Source organism: Serratia sp. 22264, assembly GCF_052045345.1.
GTDB classification, from domain to species: domain Bacteria; phylum Pseudomonadota; class Gammaproteobacteria; order Enterobacterales; family Enterobacteriaceae; genus Serratia; species Serratia plymuthica.
On the sequence record NZ_JBQEOY010000007.1, the window covers coordinates 127,648 to 145,290 of the forward strand.

The following is a 17,643-nucleotide window of genomic DNA, read 5'->3' on the forward strand; positions in this document are numbered from 1 at the left end:
CAGCCCCCGGGAAGTTCAGTTCAGGTTTACAGCAGGATGCGCAGCATACGGCGCAGCGGCTCTGCCGCGCCCCACAGCAGTTGGTCACCCACGGTGAACGCGGACAGGTATTCCGGCCCCATATTCAGCTTGCGCAAGCGACCGACCGGCGTGTTCAGCGTCCCGGTAACCGCAGCCGGCGTCAACTCACGCATGGTCAGCTCACGATCGTTCGGGATCACCCGCACCCAGTCATTGTGGGTCGCCAGCATCTGTTCGATTTCCGGCAGCGAAACGTCTTTTTTCAGCTTCAGGGTGAACGCCTGGCTATGGCAACGCAGCGCGCCAACGCGCACGCACAAACCGTCAACCGGGATCACGCTGGAGGTGTTCAGAATCTTGTTGGTTTCCGCCTGGCCTTTCCACTCTTCGCGGCTCTGGCCGTTATCGAGCTGTTTGTCGATCCACGGGATCAGGCTGCCGGCCAGCGGCACACCGAAGTTATCGGTCGGTAGTTTGCCGCTGCGGGTAGCCGCAGTGACTTTACGTTCGATATCCAAAATGGCCGAAGCCGGGTCCTGCAGCTCTTTCGCCACGTCGGCATGCAGCATGCCCATTTGGGTCAGCAGTTCACGCATGTGGCGTGCGCCGCCGCCGGAGGCCGCTTGATAGGTGGAGACGGAAGCCCACTCCACCAGATCGTTGGCGAACAGGCCGCCAAGCGACATCAGCATCAGGCTGACGGTGCAGTTACCGCCAACAAAGGTCTTGATGCCTTTGTCCAGACCCTGCTGAATCACCGCATGGTTGACCGGATCCAGGATGATAATCGCGTCATCCCCCATGCGCAGAGAAGATGCCGCGTCAATCCAGTACCCTTGCCAGCCGATTTCACGCAGCTTAGGGTAGATTTCATTGGTATAATCGCCGCCCTGGCAGGTAATAATAATGTCGAGCGCGCTCAGCGCGTCAACATCGTAAGCATCTTGCAGCGTGCCCTGCTGGCCGCCGAATGCCGGCGCCGCAGAACCGTGCTGCGAAGTGGAGAAAAAGACCGGGCGAATGGCGTCGAAATCGCGCTCTTCCGTCATGCGCTGCATGAGTACGGAGCCGACCATTCCGCGCCAACCGATGAAACCAACGTTTTTCATAATAACTGTCCTACCTTGGAGGATGACTGCTTAGAGTTGTGTGCAATATCTCTCCACCTTACAAAATGTCAGCGCAGGCGCAAAGTGAATTTATTCGATGGGTGAGCGATTCTCAGCAATCCTTCTTATATACCCGCAGTCTTTCAAGCCGCAGCTTTGTTATCAATGCTTGAAAGCCCTCGGGGATGGCCTGTGCACCGTCGGGACGGACGGCGTGTTTTTTTAATTCTGAGGTAATAATGACAGAGATGATTTCAGTCACGGTATTGCTGTTTTTAATCATGGATCCGCTGGGCAACCTGCCGATTTTCATGTCGGTGCTCAAGCACCTGGAACCGCGCCGCCGGCGGATGGTGTTGATTCGTGAGCTGTTGATCGCCCTGCTGTTGATGCTGATTTTCCTGTTTGCCGGCGAGAAAATTCTGGCGTTCCTCAACCTGCGTACCGAGACCGTGTCCATTTCCGGTGGGATTATCCTGTTCCTGATCGCCATCAAGATGATTTTCCCCTCGCAGGAAGGCAACAGCAGCGGGCTTTCCGCCGGTGAAGAGCCTTTCCTGGTGCCGCTGGCGATCCCGTTGGTGGCAGGGCCTTCGATTTTGGCGGCACTGATGCTGCTCTCGCACCAGTATCCGAACCAGATTTCGCATCTGGTGGTGGCGCTGCTGATTGCCTGGGGTATCTCCGCTGCGATATTGCTGATGTCGAACCTGTTCCTGCGCCTGCTGGGCAGCAAAGGGGTCAGCGCGCTGGAAAGGCTGATGGGGTTGATTCTGGTGATGTTGTCGACCCAAATGTTCCTGGACGGCGTGCGGGCTTACATGAAACTGTAGTGAACATACTGGCGCCTGGCGGCGCCGGTATCATGACGCAGCCGGTTATTGCGGGGCTGCGACGCTGCGAATATAAGCCAAAGTATCGGCGACCACGCCATCCAACGGCTGGTTGATGTCAATCGCCCGCACGTCCTGCTCCTGCGCACCCGGTTCTTCAAGCGTCGCGAACTGAGAAACCAGCATCTGCGGCTTGAAGAAATGCCCCTTGCGCTGTTTCAAACGCTCTTCAATCACCGCCTTATCCCCTTTCAGATAGATAAAATGCAGGTTGCTGTTACCCTCGCGCAGCCGGTCGCGGTAGCTTTTTTTCAGTGCCGAACACACCAGCAGCGACACGTCATTGGTGCGCTGCATAGCGAAAATGGCGTCGTTCAGTGCCGTCAGCCACGGGGCGCGATCGTTATCGTCCAGCGCGTGCCCGGAAGCCATTTTGTTGATATTGACGCGCGGGTGCAGGTAGTCGCCGTCCAGCATCGCGGCATGGGCCTGGTGGGCAACGTCGCTGGCGACGGCGGATTTACCGCTGCCTGAAACGCCCATCAAAATAAATACGTGGTGTTGCGGATTGCTCATAATCTCATGCCCTTATGGGGACTCACGCAGGTTTGTGCGGTGGATTGCACCGCCCAATGCGCCCCAAACTCAAAATGATGCCCGGTGCCGCGCAGGGCACCCGATAGCCTCAGGATATCCTATGAATTTCAAGCTGCCGCCAGGCGGCCGCAGCTTGAAAGGTAACCGCTAAATTATACGACCGTCGCCAGCAGCAGGCAGCCTACCAGGCCGCAAACCGAGATGATGGTTTCCAGCACCGACCAGGATTTGAGGGTTTCCATAATGCTCAGGTTGAAATACTCCTTGAACAGCCAGAAACCCGGATCGTTGACGTGAGAGAAAATCACGCTGCCCGAACCGACCGCGATCACCATCAGCTCCGGGCTGACGCCGGTGGTGGCAATCAGCGGGGCGACGATGCCGCCGGCGGTGATCGCCGCCACGGTGGCGGAACCCAGCGCCAGACGCAGCGCGGCGGCAATGGACCACGCCATCAGAATAGGCGAGACGTTGCTGCCTTCCATCAGGCCGGCGATGTATTTCTCTACGCCACTGTCGACCAGCACCTGCTTGAACGCGCCGCCGCCGCCGATGATCAACAGCATCATGGCGATAATTTTGATCGAGTCGGTGATGGTGCCCATCACTTCATCCATGGTGCGGCCACGGTTAAGACCAAAGGTGAAGATAGCGATCAGCACCGCAATCAGCGTCGCCATCACCGGATCGCCGAAGAACTCGGCAAAGCGCAACAGCGTATGGCCCTTCGGCAGCACCATTTCGGCCACTGCGCGCAGTGCCATCAGGATCACCGGCACCAGAGAAGTGGCAACGCTGATGCCAAAACTTGGCATTTCTTCTTCGGTGAAGATTTTCGGGTTATACAGGCCTTCCGGCACCGGCTTGTCGATGCCTTTCAGGAAGCGGGCGTAGACCGGGCCGGCCAGGATCACCGTCGGGATGGCCAGCAGCGTGCCATACAACAGGGTTTTCCCCATGTCGGCATGGAAGATGGTGGCGATCGCCGTTGGGCCAGGGTGCGGCGGCAGGAAACCGTGGGTCACCGACAGCGCAGCCGCCATCGGTACGCCAACGTACAGCAGCGGAACGCGGGCGGAGGCGGCGATGCTGAATACCAGCGGCAGCAGCAGCACGAAGCCGACCTCATAGAACAGCGCGAAACCGACGGTAAAACCGGTCAGCACCACCGCCCATTGAATGTGTTTTTTACCGAACTTGTCGATCAGCGTAGTGGCGATGCGCTGAGCGCCGCCGCAGTCCGCCAGCAACTTGCCGAGCATGGCGCCAAAGCCCATGATCAACGCCAGGCTGCCCAGCGTGCCGCCAACGCCGGCCTTGATGGAGCCGATCACTTTATCCACCGGCATGCCCTGTGCGATACCTACCGCCAGTGCGACTAAAACCAGAGAGATAAAGCCGTTCAGCTTAAAGCGAATCATCAGCAGCAGCAGCAACGCCACGCCGCCTGCAACAATCACTAATGGCATAATTTTTCTCCAACCCTTTTATCGCGACTCTCTTTACCCTAGACCGTAAAGCGTGCGCTTGTTGTATTTTCAGGCTCTTCCCCGGTGTCAGAAGGCGAGCTGTAGGTGGTACTGAGTCAAAGGTTCTGTCCCTGCTTGCAGGGGGCGATTTACTCGCCCCGCTCCGTGCGGCCGCGGCATGCTGCGCCCCTGCACGGTCATTGACCTCGTTGTTACCGGTATCATGATACCGGTAACAACACGAGTGACGGAATCGGGTAAACGACTAAAATTCGCGTTCTGGGATAGAGATCAAACTTACGGCAGCAATAAGCGGCAAGCGCACAGGCAGGAAGTGAAACGCGCCGAACGGCGCGTGGTTCAAAATGGGATTAGTTGAAAACGATCAAATACTGCCGCCGGGAATTACGGTAAAACCCACGTCTACCATGCGCGGACAGACGGTTTCACCCCGCAACCGCGCCAGCAGACGCTCGGCGCCGATTTGCCCCATCCTTTCACGCGGCGTCAGCACGCTCGCCAGTTTCGGCACCATCACCTGACCGATATCGTGGCCGTGGAAACCGGCAATCGCCATCTGATCGGGGATCGACAACCCCTGACGCTGGCACTCAAAGGTGGCGCCAATCGCCAGGTCATCGTTGGTGCAGAAGATACTGTCAATTTGCGGATAGTCGCGCTGCGCCTGACGCAGCAGTTCGCCGCCGGCGGAATAGGACGACGAACGCGCGGTCATGACGCTGTACGGCTCCAGACCGGACTCGCGCATTGCCTGCTCATAGCCCTGCTGTTTGATAATGGTGCGCTCATCCTGACGTGCGCCGAAATACACCACGTGACGGTGGCCGCGAGCGATGATTTGCTGGGTCATCTGGCGCGCGGCTTCGAAGTTATTGAAGCCCACCGCCAGATCGATGCACGGCGACACGCAGTCCATCAGCTCCACCACCGGGATGCCCGCTACCTCGATCATCTTCAGGGTTCGCGGAGTATGGTGGCGTTCGGACAGGATCAGGCCGTCGATATTGTAAGACAGCAGCGAGGTCAGACGCTGCTCTTCACGCTCCGGCAAATAGCCGTAGTGCGCCAGCATGGTCTGGTAATTGTGCGCATCGGTCACGCTCTCGATACCGCGCAAGACTTCGGCAAACACCTGGTTGGTTAACGACGGCAGCAGTACGCCAATGGCGCGGCTGGTCGAGTTGGAAAGGATATCCGGCGCACGGTTGGGAATGTAGCCCAGCTCATCCAGCGCGACGGCAATTTTTTGCTGCAAGGCGACAGAAACCTGATCGGGATTACGCAGATAACGGCTCACCGTCATCTTGGTCACGCCAACCTTGTCTGCAACATCCTGAAGTACCGGCCGTTTTTTCTTCATTATCAATGAACTGGCTAACCGTGAAAGGGCGTTCATTTTAGCAAAAAAAAACCGGGGCCGATATTGTTGGTTGCCGGATGGCCGAATGCAAAAAGGGCTCACCGCGTGAGCCCTTGATATTTACCGCTTAATCACAATTTACCGCTTAATCACACGGGCGGCAGATCGAACAACAGGATTTCACTGTCTTCATCCGCCTGAATCGACAGCTCGGCTTCATCCCACACCGCGAAAGCATCGCTGGTGCCGGCCTGTTGACCGTTGATCACCACTTTGCCGCGTACTACCTGGATCCAAACGCGGCGCTGGGCCTCGATCTGATACGTCGACTGCTCGTCTTTGTTCAGTGCCCAGCGTGACAAAGTCATATCCTGGAACACCTTCAGCGAACCCTCGCGCGCATCCGGCGACAGCACTAACTGGCGGCCCTGCGGCGCATCGAACATACGTTGCTCATAACGCGGCTCCAGCCCGACCTGATCAGGAATAATCCAAATCTGGTACAGATGCAGCGGACGATCCTTATTGCCGTTGTATTCCGAGTGGCGCACCCCGGTGCCCGCACTCATGATCTGGAACTCGCCGGCTTGAATCTGCTCTTTGTTGCCCATGCTGTCCTGATGCTCTACCGTGCCGCTCAGCACGTAGGTCAGGATTTCCATGTCTTTATGCGGATGAGTGCCAAAACCCTGCCCCGCGTCGATCACGTCTTCGTTGATCACCCGCAGCGCCGAGAACCCCATAAAATCGGCATCGTAGTAGTTGGCAAATGAGAAGGTATGCCAGCTATCCAGCCAACCGTGATTGGCATGACCGCGATCTTCTGCTTTACGTAGATAAATCATATTCAACTCTCCTCAATGTTTTTTTACAGTCTAGTCCCGGCAGCAGAATAAGAAAGCGTAAAAAACTCATCCCTCTGTTCAAAAAATTAGATGGAGTGGCGAAGCTATTTTCAGCGGAGTTGTTGAAGGCGTGAAGGGGGTAAAAACAGGCAAAAAAAAAGCCAGCACCCGAGCTGGCTAAGTAACACTGGAAGCAATGTGAGCAATGTCGTGCCTTCGCAGGAAGAGTATCAAAAAGGCGATGCTCTCCCCGGAACGCATCGCAATAATAATCATTATCATTCGCACCTGTAAAGCGTTATTTTTCCCCATCCGGAATAATATTGACTCGTCCGGATAAACGGATAAATTCAAAGGTTATTCAACCGGTAAGCAGCAGGAGTAGCGTAATGAGTGAAATCGTAGTTCGTCACGTAGAAGCGGCAGATGCACAAGCCTTACATCAGCTTTACTCTCAACCGCAGGTCTATCGTGACACGCTACAGCTCCCGCTACCCTCAACCGAGCTATGGCACAAGCGCCTCGCCAACCTTAGCCCCGGCACCCACAATCTGGTGGCCTGTATCGACGGGCAGATCGTCGGCCAGTTGAGCGTAATTCTGGACCAGCATGTACGCCGTCGCCATGTGGCGACCTTCGGCATTGGCGTGGATACGCGCTACCACGGCAAAGGCGTCGGCAGCAGCCTGATGAAGGCGATGATCGACCTTTGCGACAACTGGGCGGCCATCGAACGCATCGAACTGACGGTATTTGCCGACAATCAGGCCGCCATTGCGCTCTACCGCAAGTTCGGCTTTGAAATTGAAGGTACCAGCCGCGCTTATGCCATGCGCGATGGCGAGTTGGTAGATTCTCATCATATGGCGCGCTTTCGCAGCGAGCAGCGGAAAAAAGCGCATCATGAGTGATACTGAAAATGAATCAGGGCCGGTTAACCGGCCCTTAAACGTCAGCCGCCGCGCTTTTGTGCAGACGCTGGCCTGCGTAACGGGTGCCATCGGCATCCTTTCTCCCACCACCTTTTTAGGGGCCGCCATGCCAACCTCTCCCGCCGTGCGGACCGGCGCCCGCAATCTGATTACCGACGTGCCCGGCCTGAAGGTCGGCGTTGCCCAGAGCAGCCAGGTACGCACCGGCACCACGGTTATCCTGCCGGATAGCCCGGCGATCGCCGCCGTCGACGTGCGCGGCGGCGGCCCTGCCACCCGTGAAACCGACGCGCTGGGGGAAGATAACCTGGTGCAAACCGTCGATGCGCTGGTGCTGAGCGGCGGCTCGGTATACGGGCTGGCGGCGGCGGACGGCGTCGCGGCCTGGCTGGGGCAACAAGGCCGCGGCTATGCCCTGCGGCCGGCTCCCGGCGTGCCGGTGTCCCCCATCGTACCTACCGCCTGCCTGTATGATCTGAACAACGCGGGCGATAAAAACTGGCAGCTTGAGCCGCCTTACCGCCAACTGGGGATAGAAGCGGCCGGCAAAGCGGGCCACGACTTCCCGCTCGGCACCGTGGGCGCAGGCTATGGCGCCATGACCGACATGGGCAAGCTGAAGGGCGGCCTCGGCTCGGCTTCCATCGTGGCGGCTAACGGCGCTACCGTCGGCGCGCTGGTGGCGGTCAACAGTCTGGGTTCGGTGGTCGCGCCAGGCAGCCGTGCCTTCTGGGCCACGCCTTATGAAATCAACGGCGAATTTGGCAACGGCGGCGCGGCGGCGCTGGCGCAGTTGCATGGCCAGGGCGAAGACTGGATGCCCACCGAGCCGACAGGCGGCAGGAAAAACACCACCCTGGCCTGCATCGCCACCGATCTGGCGCTGACCCGGGTGGAGTTGAAACGCGTGGCGATCATGGCACAAGACGGCATGGCGCGCGCCATTCGCCCATTGCACAGCCCGTTCGACGGCGACGTGGTGTTTGCCTTGTCCACCGGCAAGCGCGAGGTTCAAGGCAGCCGCGAGCTGGCGGTGCTGCAAATTGGCGCGTTGGCGGCAGACACGCTGGCGCGGGCGATCGCCCGTGGCGTCTACGCCGCCACCCCATGGCCCGGCAGCCAGGTCACCACCTGGAAAACCCTCGCCTAATCCTGCCCAATAAAAAGGGGCGCTCTGATGGCTCAGGCGCCCCTGGCAAATCCCGGCTCGATTAAATGCCGGCGGTCTCCTTGATATAACGGCGCGCCTTCACCGCATATTCAAACGGGTTGGCCAGCGCCGGATCCTGTTCGGCCTCCACCACCATCCAGCCCTTGTAGCCCCGCTCATCCAGCAGTTTAAACACCGGACGGAAGTCGATCACACCATCACCCGGCACGGTGAAAGTGCCCTTCTTCACGCCGTCGAGGAAGCTCAGCTTATTGGCCTTCACTTCCGCCACCACCTCGTCACGCACGTCTTTCAAATGCACATGGTTAATGCGCGGCAGATACTTTTCCAGTATCGCCATCATCGCCTGCTGGCTGCCTTCCGAGTAGTAAGCGTGGCCGGTATCAAACAGCAGATAGACATCGTCATTCACCATGCTCATGTAGCGGTCAATCTCTGCGGTAGTCTGGATGCCGGTGCCCATGTGGTGGTGCAGACAAACCTGCATCCCCTTGTCGGCGGCAATTTTCGCCAGCTCATTGTAGCCATCGGCCACACGCTGCCACTCTTCGTCGCTGAAATACGGCTTCTCTTCGAACACCCCTTTGGTGGTGCCCTGGATGCTCTTGCTCTGCTCGGAACAGCCGATCACCCTGGCGCCCATCGCATGCAGGAAATTCATATGGTTGATAAATTCATCGATGGTTTTTTCTTTCTGACCGTCGGCAAAAAAGGTACTGAACCAGGCGTTGCAGATCTGGATACCGCGAATATCCAGCATCGGCTTCAATACCGCCGGATCGCGCGGGTACTTGCTCCCGACTTCGCTGCCGGTGAAACCGGCCAGCGCCATTTCACTGACGCACTGCTGGAAAGTGTTCTCTTTGCCCAGTTCGGGCATATCGTCATTGGTCCAGCCGATCGGCGCGATGGCCAGTTTCACGTTGTCTTTGTTCATGTTCAGCCTCAATAATCGGATGCGCGCCAACGGAATTAGCCGACGCGCCGAAAAGGTTATTTGCCCAGCAGCTCTTTCTCGATGCGCTCTCTGGTCGCCACTGCCTGGCTTTTCATTTTTTCCGGGTAGCCGAACAGCGAAGTGCAGATGATCGATTCGCCACCGACCTTAAAGTTGCGGTTGGCGAACTCCATATCGCGCAGGGCCTGGAACAGGGCGTCGAAATCCACCTCGCCTTCGCCAATACCCACGTGCTGGTGCACGGCAGCGTCCACCCCCGGCGGGTTGACGATATAGCGGCAGTGTTTGGTGTGGTTCATGGTGTCGGCGATCAGCACGTGGGAAAGATCGTCGCCGGCATATTTCAGCATGCCAGCCACGTCACCCTGGCCTTTGTCGTAATAGAAACTGTGCGGCACGCTGTAGAGGTACTTGACGTGGTCGCTGCGCAGCGATTTCACCATGTCGGCGGTTTCGTTGCTCAGTTCGCAGAAATCCCACGGATGAGACTGGATCTCCATGCGAATGCCTTCGCGCTCAATGATCGGCAGCAGCTCCTCCATTGAGCGATACCAAAGCTCCTCGCAAATTTCCGGCTCATTAGGGTTGCCGGCCAGCTCGGTGTTGATCACCTGCACGCCCATTTCCACCGCAATCTCTATCATCCGGCGCCAGTTTTTGACCGCCGCCTGGCGGCGATCTTCGCCCGGGCCGGACCAGCGGTACACCACAATAAACGAGGATATCTCCACGCCGGTCGCTTTCAGCGCGTTCTTGTATTCCGCCATCACCTCGCGGCCGGCTTTCGGATGCTTATAGAACGGATTGATCTGCGGGTGCGGCGACTGTTCGATATACCGATAGCCCCAGTCCGCTACCTGCTGAACCATTTTGGTGATGCCCAGGTCCCTGATGACATCAACATCAAAAGCGATCTTCATGGTCATTCCTCTTAAACGTGGGTACGGCGGTCAGCCCATTAGTGGTTGTAGAATGCCGGGCGCGGCGGCAGGGTCACCGGCACAATCTCGCCGCTGAGCTGCGCGGCCACGCAGGCATCGGCAGTCACAGAGGCCGCATAGCCGTCCCAGGCGGAAGGCCCGGTCAGTTTCCCGGCCAGCACGTCGTTGATAAAGCCTTGCAGCTCAACGTCATAAGCGTCGATAAAGCGGTCTTTCCAGTCGGTCAGGATCTCGGTAGAGAGTTTGGCGCCGCTGCGCATCTGCACCGACGAAGGCTCCGGCAGTTTGGCGATGCCGGTTTCCCCCACCACTTCACACTGGATGTCATAGCCGTACTGGCAGTTAACGAAGATTTCGACGTCAATGCGCGTACCCTTGGCGGTTTCAAACAGCACAATCTGCGGATCTTTCAGGTGCGGGAACGCCTTGGGGCTTTTACGCGGGAATACCACCTGCACCGAGACATAGTCATCATCCAGCAGCCAGCGCAGCACGTCGATCTCGTGAATCAAGGTGTCGGTAATCGCCATATCGGTGGTATAGGCCTCTCCGACGGTCGGGTTGCGGTGCGCGCAGTGCAGCATCAGCGGCTCGCCGATCTGGCCGCTGGTCAGCACCTGTTTTAACGCGCGGTAGCCGCGATCGTAAGGGCGCATAAAGCCCACCTGCACCAGGCGTTTGCCGTGCTTCGCTTCGGCTTCGACGATGTTTTTACAGCCCTGTGCAGTGACCGCCAGCGGCTTCTCGCAGAACACCGGCTTGCCGGCTGCGATGGCCGCCAGCACAAATTCTTCGTGGCTCGGGCCCCAGGAGGTGACCAGCACCGCCTGCACGTCCGCCGCCTTGATCAGGTCATGGCCGTTGTCATACACCTTCGCGTCCAGCTTCAGATCGCTCACAACCTTGGCGGCGTTGTCGCGATTGATGTCGTTGACCGCCACGATGCGGCTGCCCTGCAACACTTTGCTGCAACGGCGAATATGATCCCGACCGATTGCGCCGGTGCCAATAACCCCAATGTTCAATGTCATCTTCGTTATCCTCTTCAAATAGTTGCGGCAGACGCCAGGTCTGGGTAATCAGTAATCGCGGGCCTTATCGATGTTTTCCTGCAGCTTGCGGGCCACGGCGACAATTTTTTCGCTGTCGGCAACCTGGGCGCCGCCCACGCGCCACCAACTGAGATACTTGTGCACCATGGTTTTTGGCAGCACTTTGATGTCCAGCAGGGTGGAGACTTTCTGCAGGCGGGCATCGGCCAGCGCGTCGATCAGTTGTTGTTCGGTGGTGACGCTGTAGGTTTTGCAGCCGTAGGCCGCCGCCAGCATGGCAAAATTGACCGGCACAAAGTTGCCGTCGAGTTTGCCGCCCTGCGGGTTGCGGAAGCGGAATTCGGTGGTGTAGCTGTCCATACCGTGTTCCATCTGCAGGTTGTTGATACAGCCGTTGGTCATGTTGTCGAACAGCACCACGTTGATTTTGCAGCCTTCCTGGATCGAGGTGACCAGTTCGGAATGCAGCATCATAAAGGCGCCGTCACCGACCATCGCATACACCTCGCGCTGCGGTTCGGCCAGCTTGACCCCCAACGCCGCGTTAACCTCGTAGCCCATGCACGAATAGCCGTATTCCACGTGATAACCGTGCTCGCCGTGGTTGTGCCACACGCGCTGCAAATCGCCCGGCAGGCTGCCGGCGGCGGCGACGATCACGCTGTCCTGCGGCAGGTGTTGATTCAACACGCCCAGCACCCGGCTTTGGGTCAGCAGCGAGTCGGTCTGTTCGATAAATTCGGCGAAGACACGGTCGCGATCGAGATGATCGTCAATTTCCGGCACAAAGCCTTCGCCGCTGTATTCCACCGCATAAACGCGGGCGGTTTCCTGCTGCTGCGCGCTGCGCGCCTCGGCAATGGCATCGCCCCAGCCGGCACGGTAATCGGATTGCGCCAGCAGGGCGCTCAAGGCGACCAGTGCCGCACGGGCATCGGCCAGCACCTGTACGCCGTCGAGTTTGCCGGCGTCAAAACCGCTGACGTTAATATTGAGGAAATCGACATCCGAATGCTGGAACAGCCATTTTGACGACGTGGTGAAGTCGGTGTAACGGGTGCCTACGCCAATCACCAGGTCGGCCTGTTTGGCCAGCGTATTGGCCGCCAGACAGCCGGTTTCGCCGATACCGCCCAGGTTAAACGGATGGCTGGAAGGCACGGTGCCTTTACCGGCCTGAGTTTCCACAAACGGAATGTGGAAACGTTCGGCAAACTCGCGCAGCGCCTGCCCGGCCTGCGAATATTTCACCCCGCCGCCGCACACCAGCAGCGGTTTGCGTTTGGCGGTCAACAGCGCCAGCGCATCCGCCAGCATGCCTTCGGTCGCCGGGCGGCGATCGAGCCGATGTACGCGCTTTTGGAAAAAGTAGTCCGGGTAGTCATAGGCTTCGCCCTGTACGTCCTGCGGCAGGCACAGCGTGACCGCGCCGGTTTCCGCCGGATCGGTCAGCACGCGCATCGCGTTGATGCAGGCGCTCATCAGCTGTTCCGGCCGCACGATGCGATCCCAGTATTTGCTGACCGCGCGGAAAGCGTCATTGGTGCTGATGCTGAGATCGTAGGACTGTTCGATCTGCTGCAACACCGGGTCCGGCTGGCGCGATGCATAGACGTCGCCCGGCAGCAGCAATAAAGGAATGCGGTTGGCGGTAGCTGTCGCGGCGGCGGTGATCATATTGGCGGCACCGGGGCCGACGGAAGAGGTGCAGGCGTAAATCTGCTGACGCAGCTTCTGCTTGGCGAAACCAGTCGCCGCATGGGCCATGCCCTGCTCATTGCGCCCCTGGTGCACCACCAATTCGCCGCTGTCTTGTTCCAGCGCCTGCCCCAGGCCAAGGACGTTGCCGTGACCGAAAATCGCAAAGATGCCCTTTACGAATTTGGTTTCCACGCCGTCGACCAGCAGATACTGGTTGTCGAGGAACCTGACGAGCGCCTGTGCCATGGTTAATCTGATCTTGCCCATTTCTCCACCCTCTACATTATGCCTATGGCTTTCCAGCGGTGCCGCTCACTAAACCGACAACGTGAAACGTGAAGCGATTATAAACAAATATATTTTCCATAAAATCACATTACAGAAGAAACATTTCATTTTGCGATAAAGATCGCATAATGATGAAAACCCCATTTCATCCATGCCTTTAGAATTCACCGACTTAGCCGCCCTTTCCCGTCGGCGCGGCCCCATCCCAACCGCGTCAAACCCGCCTGTGCACCCGGTGCCATCGGCCTGTAACGCGCAAGCATCAACACCCGTTGCAGCACGTTTTCCTCTCAGGCAGAGCGCGGTTTTTGCCCCCTGCATCCCCGCTTTCATCACGCTTTTAAATGCATCACATTTTTGGGGTGTAAATTTCATTCAATCTTGAAATTGAAATTTTTATTCCTCATACTCCAAAATATGCTTCGCAGTCGGGGTTTGGCTTAATACAGAAGGAAACGGGTATGGCTACACAAGAAAAACAACTTGATGTCATTTGTCTCGGGCGTATCGCCGTCGATTTCTATGCACAACAGATCGGCGCACGCCTGGAAGATGCCAGCACATTCTCCAAGTATCTCGGCGGCTCTTCCGGCAACGTAGCCTACGGCACCGCCATTCAGGGGTTGAAGTCCGGCATGCTGGCCCGCGTCGGCGACGAGCATATGGGCCGCTTCCTGCGCGAAGAGCTGCAACGCGTCGGCGCCGACACCCGGAGCCTGATCGTCGACCCAGAGCGCCTGACCGGCCTGGTGATCCTCGGTATCAAGGATCAGGAAACCTTCCCGCTGATTTTCTACCGTGAAAATTGCGCCGACATGGCTCTGACGCCGGACGATATCGACGAATCCTATATTGCGTCGTCACGCGCGCTGGCCATTACCGGTACCCATTTGTCGCACCCGAACACCCGCGCTGCGGTGCTGAAGGCGCTGGAGTACGCCCGCCGCCACGGCCTGCGTACCGCGCTGGATATCGACTACCGCCCGGTATTGTGGGGCCTGACCTCGTTGGGCGACGGTGAAACCCGCTTTGTCGAATCCGAGAAGGTGACCCGCGAACTGCAAGAAGTGCTGCACCACTTTGATTTAATCGTCGGTACCGAAGAAGAGTTTCACATTGCCGGCGGCAGCACCGACACGCTGACCGCGCTGAGCAATGTACGCAAAGCTACCCAGGCCACGCTGGTCTGCAAACGAGGAGCGCAGGGCTGTTCGGTCTTCGAAGGCGAGATCGCCGCCGACTGGCAGCAGGTCAAACTGCATTCCGGCGTACGGGTCGAGGTACTGAACGTGCTGGGCGCCGGCGATGCCTTTATGTCCGGCCTGCTGCGCGGTTACCTGAACGATGAAGGCTGGGATCAGGCCTGCCGCTATGCCAACGCCTGCGGTGCGCTGGTGGTTTCGCGCCACGGTTGCGCACCGGCGATGCCCACCAAACTGGAGCTGGATGACTATTTGCAACGCGAACGGGAAGTGAAACGCCCGGACCGCGACCCGCGGCTCAACCATCTGCATCGGGTAACGACCCGCAAAAAACAGTGGCCCGAACTGTGCGTGTTCGCCTTCGATCACCGCAAGCAACTGGCGGATATGGCGCGCGAAGCCAACGTCAGTGAAGAACGTATCCCCCAATTGAAAACCCTGCTGCTGGCGGCGGCGCAACGGGCCGCAGAAGATGCCGGGCTGCAGGGCAACAGCGGCATTCTGGCCGACACCACTTACGGCCAGGCGGCGCTGAACGAAATCACCGGCCAGGGCTGGTGGATTGGCCGGCCGGTCGAGCTGCCCAGCTCGCGCCCGCTGCGGCTGGAGCACGGCAATATCGGCTCGCAACTGATCGACTGGCCGCAGGAACACGTAGTGAAATGCCTGGTGTTTTACCATCCGCATGACGCCGCAGAACTGCGCCGCGAACAGGATGAACTGATCGGCGACGTCTATCGCGGCTGCTGTAAATCGGGCCACGAGCTGCTGCTCGAGGTGATTTTGCCGGAAAGCAACGCCGACAAAGACGAGCGCTACTATCTGGACATGCTGCAACATTTCTACCGGTTGGGCGTGAAGCCGGACTGGTGGAAACTGCCGCCGCTGAGTGCCGAGAACTGGCGGCAGGTCGGCGCGTTGATCGAGGCTAACGATCCCTTCTGCCGTGGCGTATTGATCCTGGGGCTGGATTCCCCGGAGGAAACGCTGAAGGCCGGCTTCGCCGCCGCTGCCGATGCACCTTGGGTGAAAGGATTTGCCGTTGGCCGCACCATTTTCGGCCAGCCCTCACGCCGCTGGTTGCAGGGCGAACTGGATGACGCCGGCTTAATCGAACAGGTGAAACAAAAATACCTGACGCTGATCGGTTTCTGGCGCCAATATCGCCCCGGCCACGACGCAAATTAATCGACAAAGGCTCCCCTTACAGCGATTTTCGCCGCTTTAAGGGGATTTTTTTGCCGATTTTCTGTGAAGTAACGCAACTTGCAATCGAATAAATCGCTTTTAGATGAAATGAAATTTCCGCTCCATCTGTTAGAATGGCCTGTCAACAACTCAGGCGTCAGGCCGATACGCCTTAGCCCCCACTGCGAGCCGAATGGATGAACAACCCAACTCAACTTTCGCTGTTACAGGACGAGATTCGCCACCGTTATGAAACGCTAAGCAAGCGCTTGAAACAGGTGGCGCGTTACATTTTGGATAACAGTAACAGCATTGCTTTCGATACCGTTGCCTCCATTGCCGCCCAGGCCAGCGTCCCGCCTTCCACGCTGATCCGCTTCGCCAACGCGTTTGGCTTTAGCGGTTTCAACGAAATGAAACAGGTTTTTCGCCAGCACCTGATGGAAGAAACGGTCAACTACACCGAACGCGCCCGCCTGTTTCGCCAGACCTCGACCGACGGCAACGTCGCACCGGAAAAACCGGCGGAAATTCTCAACGTGTTCACCATGGTCAACGCTCAGGCGCTGCAACAGTTGGCGATGCAAACCAGCTCAGAGCAGTTGGACCGTGCCGTTGAACTGCTGAACAACGCCGAGAACATCTACGTGATTGGCCTGCGCCGTTCTTTCAGCGTCGCCTCCTACCTTACCTATGCGTTGCGCCACCTTGAACGCCGGGCGTTCCTGATCGACGGGTTGGGCGGCATGTTCACCGAGCAATTGAGCATGGTGAAACCCAAAGACGTGGTGATTGCCATCAGCTACTCGCCGTATGCGCAAGAAGCGCTGGAGCTGGTGGAACTGGGTGCCAAACGCGGCGCGCAACAGATCGCCATCACCGACAGCCAGGTCAGCCCGCTGGCCGCCTTCAGCGACGTGTGCTTTGTGGTGCGCGAAGCGCAGGTGGACGGTTTCCGCTCGCAGGTCGCCTCAATGTGTCTGGCGCAAACCCTGGCGGTATCCTTGGCGCTGAATAATGCCAAAGACGAATAACGCTGAATAACATCAGGCCCGGCATGCCGGGCCTGATAACGCTTATTTCGCCGCCGGATAACCGTCGCTGTTAATCCAGGCGTGGTCTTTTTCCCAGGTGAATTTCCACAGCCGCACCGGCCCGGCCATCACGTTGAGATAGTAGCTGTCGTAACCGGCCAGCGTCGCCACCGGGTGGTAACCGCGCGGCACTTTGACCACGTCACGGTTATACACCGGCATGCACTCATCGAGTTCGCGATCGTCGGTATAGACTCGCTGCAGACAAAAGCCCTGTTCAGGCTGAATGCGGTGATAGTAGGTTTCTTCCAGATAGGTTTCATCCGGCGAATCCTCCTGGTCGTGCTTGTGGCTGGGGTATGAACTGGTATTGCCTTCATCGGTGTACACCTCCACCACCAGCAGGCTGTCGGCGGGTTCGCTGTCCGGCAGAATGTTGTGCACCAAACGCTGATTGCGCCCCTTGCCGCGCCGCTCGACGCCCACATCCGCCGGCGTAATCAGGCGCGACGGCAGATGCCCTTTGCCCGGTGCGCTGCACACCGCCAGCTCCAAATCGCTTTCCGCCCGCACGGTAATCTTGTCGTGATGCGGCACGTAGACCGCATAAGGCGGCGTGCGCTCAAACGGGCTCATGCGTTTGCCGATATGCGGATATTCCGCCCGCAGGGTGGCGACGGAGGCAATGCCGGCGACCAGCACCAGGCACAGCTCTTTATCGCCGCTTTCCAATTGCAGCGTCTGGCCGGCTTCGAGGCGATAGACATCGAACCCGACAAAGCGCCAGTCGGCATTCTCTGGGGTGACGTGCTGGATGCGACCCTCGGCGTTCGGCTGCTGACATTTGGCGAGCAATGAGGACATGATTATTCTCCTGTTAACCTATAGCGTTTAACCTATAGCGTTTAACCTATAGCGTTA

Annotated in this window: 16 protein-coding genes; 5 read left to right on the forward strand and 11 right to left on the reverse strand. The window is 58.2% G+C overall.

Features of this window, described 5'->3' with window-relative positions; all coding sequences use genetic code 11:
- Nucleotides 1-26 precede the first annotated feature (26 nt).
- Nucleotides 27-1,130: an aspartate-semialdehyde dehydrogenase gene (gene asd, locus ACTJJ1_RS20970; RefSeq protein WP_004951431.1), complete on the reverse strand. Its 1,104-nt coding sequence runs from the start codon at nucleotides 1,128-1,130 to the stop codon at nucleotides 27-29.
- A 239-nt stretch (nucleotides 1,131-1,369) separates the two neighbouring features.
- On the opposite strand from asd, the gene ACTJJ1_RS20975 reads away from it, so the two are divergent.
- A complete protein-coding gene (locus ACTJJ1_RS20975; RefSeq protein ID WP_004951434.1) occupies nucleotides 1,370-1,963 on the forward strand; it encodes a YhgN family NAAT transporter in 594 nt (197 codons plus the stop codon).
- A 45-nt stretch (nucleotides 1,964-2,008) separates the two neighbouring features.
- Here ACTJJ1_RS20975 and gntK read toward each other — a convergent pair whose 3' ends face one another.
- The 4 genes from gntK to ACTJJ1_RS20995 form a co-directional block, all read right to left on the reverse strand.
- The gene (gntK, locus tag ACTJJ1_RS20980; protein ID WP_004951437.1) at nucleotides 2,009-2,539 is read right to left on the reverse strand and encodes a gluconokinase; all 531 of its coding nucleotides are present in this window, start codon (nucleotides 2,537-2,539) and stop codon (nucleotides 2,009-2,011) included.
- Between the two features lie 173 nt (nucleotides 2,540-2,712).
- Entirely contained in the window at nucleotides 2,713-4,029 is a 1,317-nt protein-coding gene (gntT, locus tag ACTJJ1_RS20985; RefSeq protein ID WP_004951440.1) for a gluconate transporter, read from the reverse strand.
- Nucleotides 4,030-4,414: 385 nt separating this feature from the next.
- Nucleotides 4,415-5,410 (reverse strand): gluconate operon transcriptional repressor GntR, encoded by a 996-nt coding sequence (gene gntR / locus ACTJJ1_RS20990; RefSeq protein ID WP_006328604.1) that lies wholly within the window; start codon nucleotides 5,408-5,410, stop codon nucleotides 4,415-4,417.
- 149 nt (nucleotides 5,411-5,559) lie between these two features.
- Complete coding sequence (locus ACTJJ1_RS20995) at nucleotides 5,560-6,255, reverse strand: pirin family protein (protein WP_004951443.1); 696 nt, start codon at nucleotides 6,253-6,255, stop codon at nucleotides 5,560-5,562.
- A 389-nt stretch (nucleotides 6,256-6,644) separates the two neighbouring features.
- Between ACTJJ1_RS20995 and ACTJJ1_RS21000 the strand changes: the two genes are divergently transcribed.
- Nucleotides 6,645-7,166 (forward strand): GNAT family N-acetyltransferase, encoded by a 522-nt coding sequence (locus ACTJJ1_RS21000; protein WP_440835129.1) that lies wholly within the window; start codon nucleotides 6,645-6,647, stop codon nucleotides 7,164-7,166.
- Entirely contained in the window at nucleotides 7,159-8,337 is a 1,179-nt protein-coding gene (locus tag ACTJJ1_RS21005) for a P1 family peptidase (protein WP_440835131.1), read from the forward strand. The genes ACTJJ1_RS21000 and ACTJJ1_RS21005 overlap by 8 nt, the downstream gene beginning before the upstream one ends.
- Before the next feature lie 61 nt (nucleotides 8,338-8,398).
- Here ACTJJ1_RS21005 and iolE read toward each other — a convergent pair whose 3' ends face one another.
- The 5 genes from iolE to ACTJJ1_RS21030 are packed head-to-tail and all read right to left on the reverse strand — an operon-like array spanning nucleotide 8,399 to nucleotide 13,673.
- Complete coding sequence (iolE, locus tag ACTJJ1_RS21010; RefSeq protein WP_006328609.1) at nucleotides 8,399-9,295, reverse strand: myo-inosose-2 dehydratase; 897 nt, start codon at nucleotides 9,293-9,295, stop codon at nucleotides 8,399-8,401.
- Nucleotides 9,296-9,351: 56 nt separating this feature from the next.
- Nucleotides 9,352-10,236, reverse strand: a complete 885-nt coding sequence (locus ACTJJ1_RS21015; RefSeq protein WP_440835133.1) for a sugar phosphate isomerase/epimerase family protein — start codon at nucleotides 10,234-10,236, stop codon at nucleotides 9,352-9,354.
- 38 nt (nucleotides 10,237-10,274) lie between these two features.
- Nucleotides 10,275-11,288 carry a Gfo/Idh/MocA family protein gene (locus tag ACTJJ1_RS21020; RefSeq protein WP_004951458.1) on the reverse strand — a complete coding sequence of 338 codons (1,014 nt, stop codon included), beginning with the start codon at nucleotides 11,286-11,288 and terminating at the stop codon, nucleotides 10,275-10,277.
- A 48-nt stretch (nucleotides 11,289-11,336) separates the two neighbouring features.
- A complete protein-coding gene (gene iolD, locus ACTJJ1_RS21025) occupies nucleotides 11,337-13,277 on the reverse strand; it encodes a 3D-(3,5/4)-trihydroxycyclohexane-1,2-dione acylhydrolase (decyclizing) (protein ID WP_004951460.1) in 1,941 nt (646 codons plus the stop codon).
- 48 nt (nucleotides 13,278-13,325) lie between these two features.
- Nucleotides 13,326-13,673, reverse strand: a complete 348-nt coding sequence (locus ACTJJ1_RS21030; RefSeq protein WP_440835136.1) for a hypothetical protein — start codon at nucleotides 13,671-13,673, stop codon at nucleotides 13,326-13,328.
- 86 nt (nucleotides 13,674-13,759) lie between these two features.
- On the opposite strand from ACTJJ1_RS21030, the gene ACTJJ1_RS21035 reads away from it, so the two are divergent.
- Together ACTJJ1_RS21035 and ACTJJ1_RS21040 are read left to right on the forward strand one after the other, a co-directional pair.
- Nucleotides 13,760-15,688 (forward strand): bifunctional 5-dehydro-2-deoxygluconokinase/5-dehydro-2-deoxyphosphogluconate aldolase, encoded by a 1,929-nt coding sequence (locus ACTJJ1_RS21035; RefSeq protein WP_004951462.1) that lies wholly within the window; start codon nucleotides 13,760-13,762, stop codon nucleotides 15,686-15,688.
- Nucleotides 15,689-15,885: 197 nt separating this feature from the next.
- The gene (locus ACTJJ1_RS21040; RefSeq protein WP_004951463.1) at nucleotides 15,886-16,722 is read left to right on the forward strand and encodes a MurR/RpiR family transcriptional regulator; all 837 of its coding nucleotides are present in this window, start codon (nucleotides 15,886-15,888) and stop codon (nucleotides 16,720-16,722) included.
- 42 nt (nucleotides 16,723-16,764) lie between these two features.
- On the opposite strand, the gene iolB is transcribed toward ACTJJ1_RS21040, so the two are convergent.
- Nucleotides 16,765-17,586, reverse strand: coding sequence for a 5-deoxy-glucuronate isomerase (gene iolB / locus ACTJJ1_RS21045; protein ID WP_330764322.1), 822 nt, complete (start codon nucleotides 17,584-17,586; stop codon nucleotides 16,765-16,767).
- Nucleotides 17,587-17,643: the final 57 nt, after the last annotated feature.

Excerpts from the sequence above, each read along its gene's own strand:
- iolB (WP_330764322.1), bottom strand. The coding sequence starts at position 17,586 with ATGTCCTCATTGCTCGCCAAATGTCAGCAGCCGAACGCCGAGGGTCGC.
- ACTJJ1_RS20995 (WP_004951443.1), bottom strand. The coding sequence starts at position 6,255 with ATGATTTATCTACGTAAAGCAGAAGATCGCGGTCATGCCAATCACGGT.
- gntK (WP_004951437.1), bottom strand. The coding sequence starts at position 2,539 with ATGAGCAATCCGCAACACCACGTATTTATTTTGATGGGCGTTTCAGGC.
- gntR (WP_006328604.1), bottom strand. The coding sequence starts at position 5,410 with ATGAAGAAAAAACGGCCGGTACTTCAGGATGTTGCAGACAAGGTTGGC.
- iolE (WP_006328609.1), bottom strand. The coding sequence starts at position 9,295 with ATGAACAAAGACAACGTGAAACTGGCCATCGCGCCGATCGGCTGGACC.
- gntT (WP_004951440.1), bottom strand. The coding sequence starts at position 4,029 with ATGCCATTAGTGATTGTTGCAGGCGGCGTGGCGTTGCTGCTGCTGCTG.
- ACTJJ1_RS21020 (WP_004951458.1), bottom strand. The coding sequence starts at position 11,288 with ATGACATTGAACATTGGGGTTATTGGCACCGGCGCAATCGGTCGGGAT.
- ACTJJ1_RS21030 (WP_440835136.1), bottom strand. The coding sequence starts at position 13,673 with ATGAAATTTACACCCCAAAAATGTGATGCATTTAAAAGCGTGATGAAA.
- ACTJJ1_RS21035 (WP_004951462.1), top strand. The coding sequence starts at position 13,760 with ATGGCTACACAAGAAAAACAACTTGATGTCATTTGTCTCGGGCGTATC.
- asd (WP_004951431.1), bottom strand. The coding sequence starts at position 1,130 with ATGAAAAACGTTGGTTTCATCGGTTGGCGCGGAATGGTCGGCTCCGTA.
- ACTJJ1_RS21040 (WP_004951463.1), top strand. The coding sequence starts at position 15,886 with ATGAACAACCCAACTCAACTTTCGCTGTTACAGGACGAGATTCGCCAC.
- iolD (WP_004951460.1), bottom strand. The coding sequence starts at position 13,277 with ATGGGCAAGATCAGATTAACCATGGCACAGGCGCTCGTCAGGTTCCTC.
- ACTJJ1_RS20975 (WP_004951434.1), top strand. The coding sequence starts at position 1,370 with ATGACAGAGATGATTTCAGTCACGGTATTGCTGTTTTTAATCATGGAT.
- ACTJJ1_RS21015 (WP_440835133.1), bottom strand. The coding sequence starts at position 10,236 with ATGAAGATCGCTTTTGATGTTGATGTCATCAGGGACCTGGGCATCACC.
- ACTJJ1_RS21005 (WP_440835131.1), top strand. The coding sequence starts at position 7,159 with ATGAGTGATACTGAAAATGAATCAGGGCCGGTTAACCGGCCCTTAAAC.
- ACTJJ1_RS21000 (WP_440835129.1), top strand. The coding sequence starts at position 6,645 with ATGAGTGAAATCGTAGTTCGTCACGTAGAAGCGGCAGATGCACAAGCC.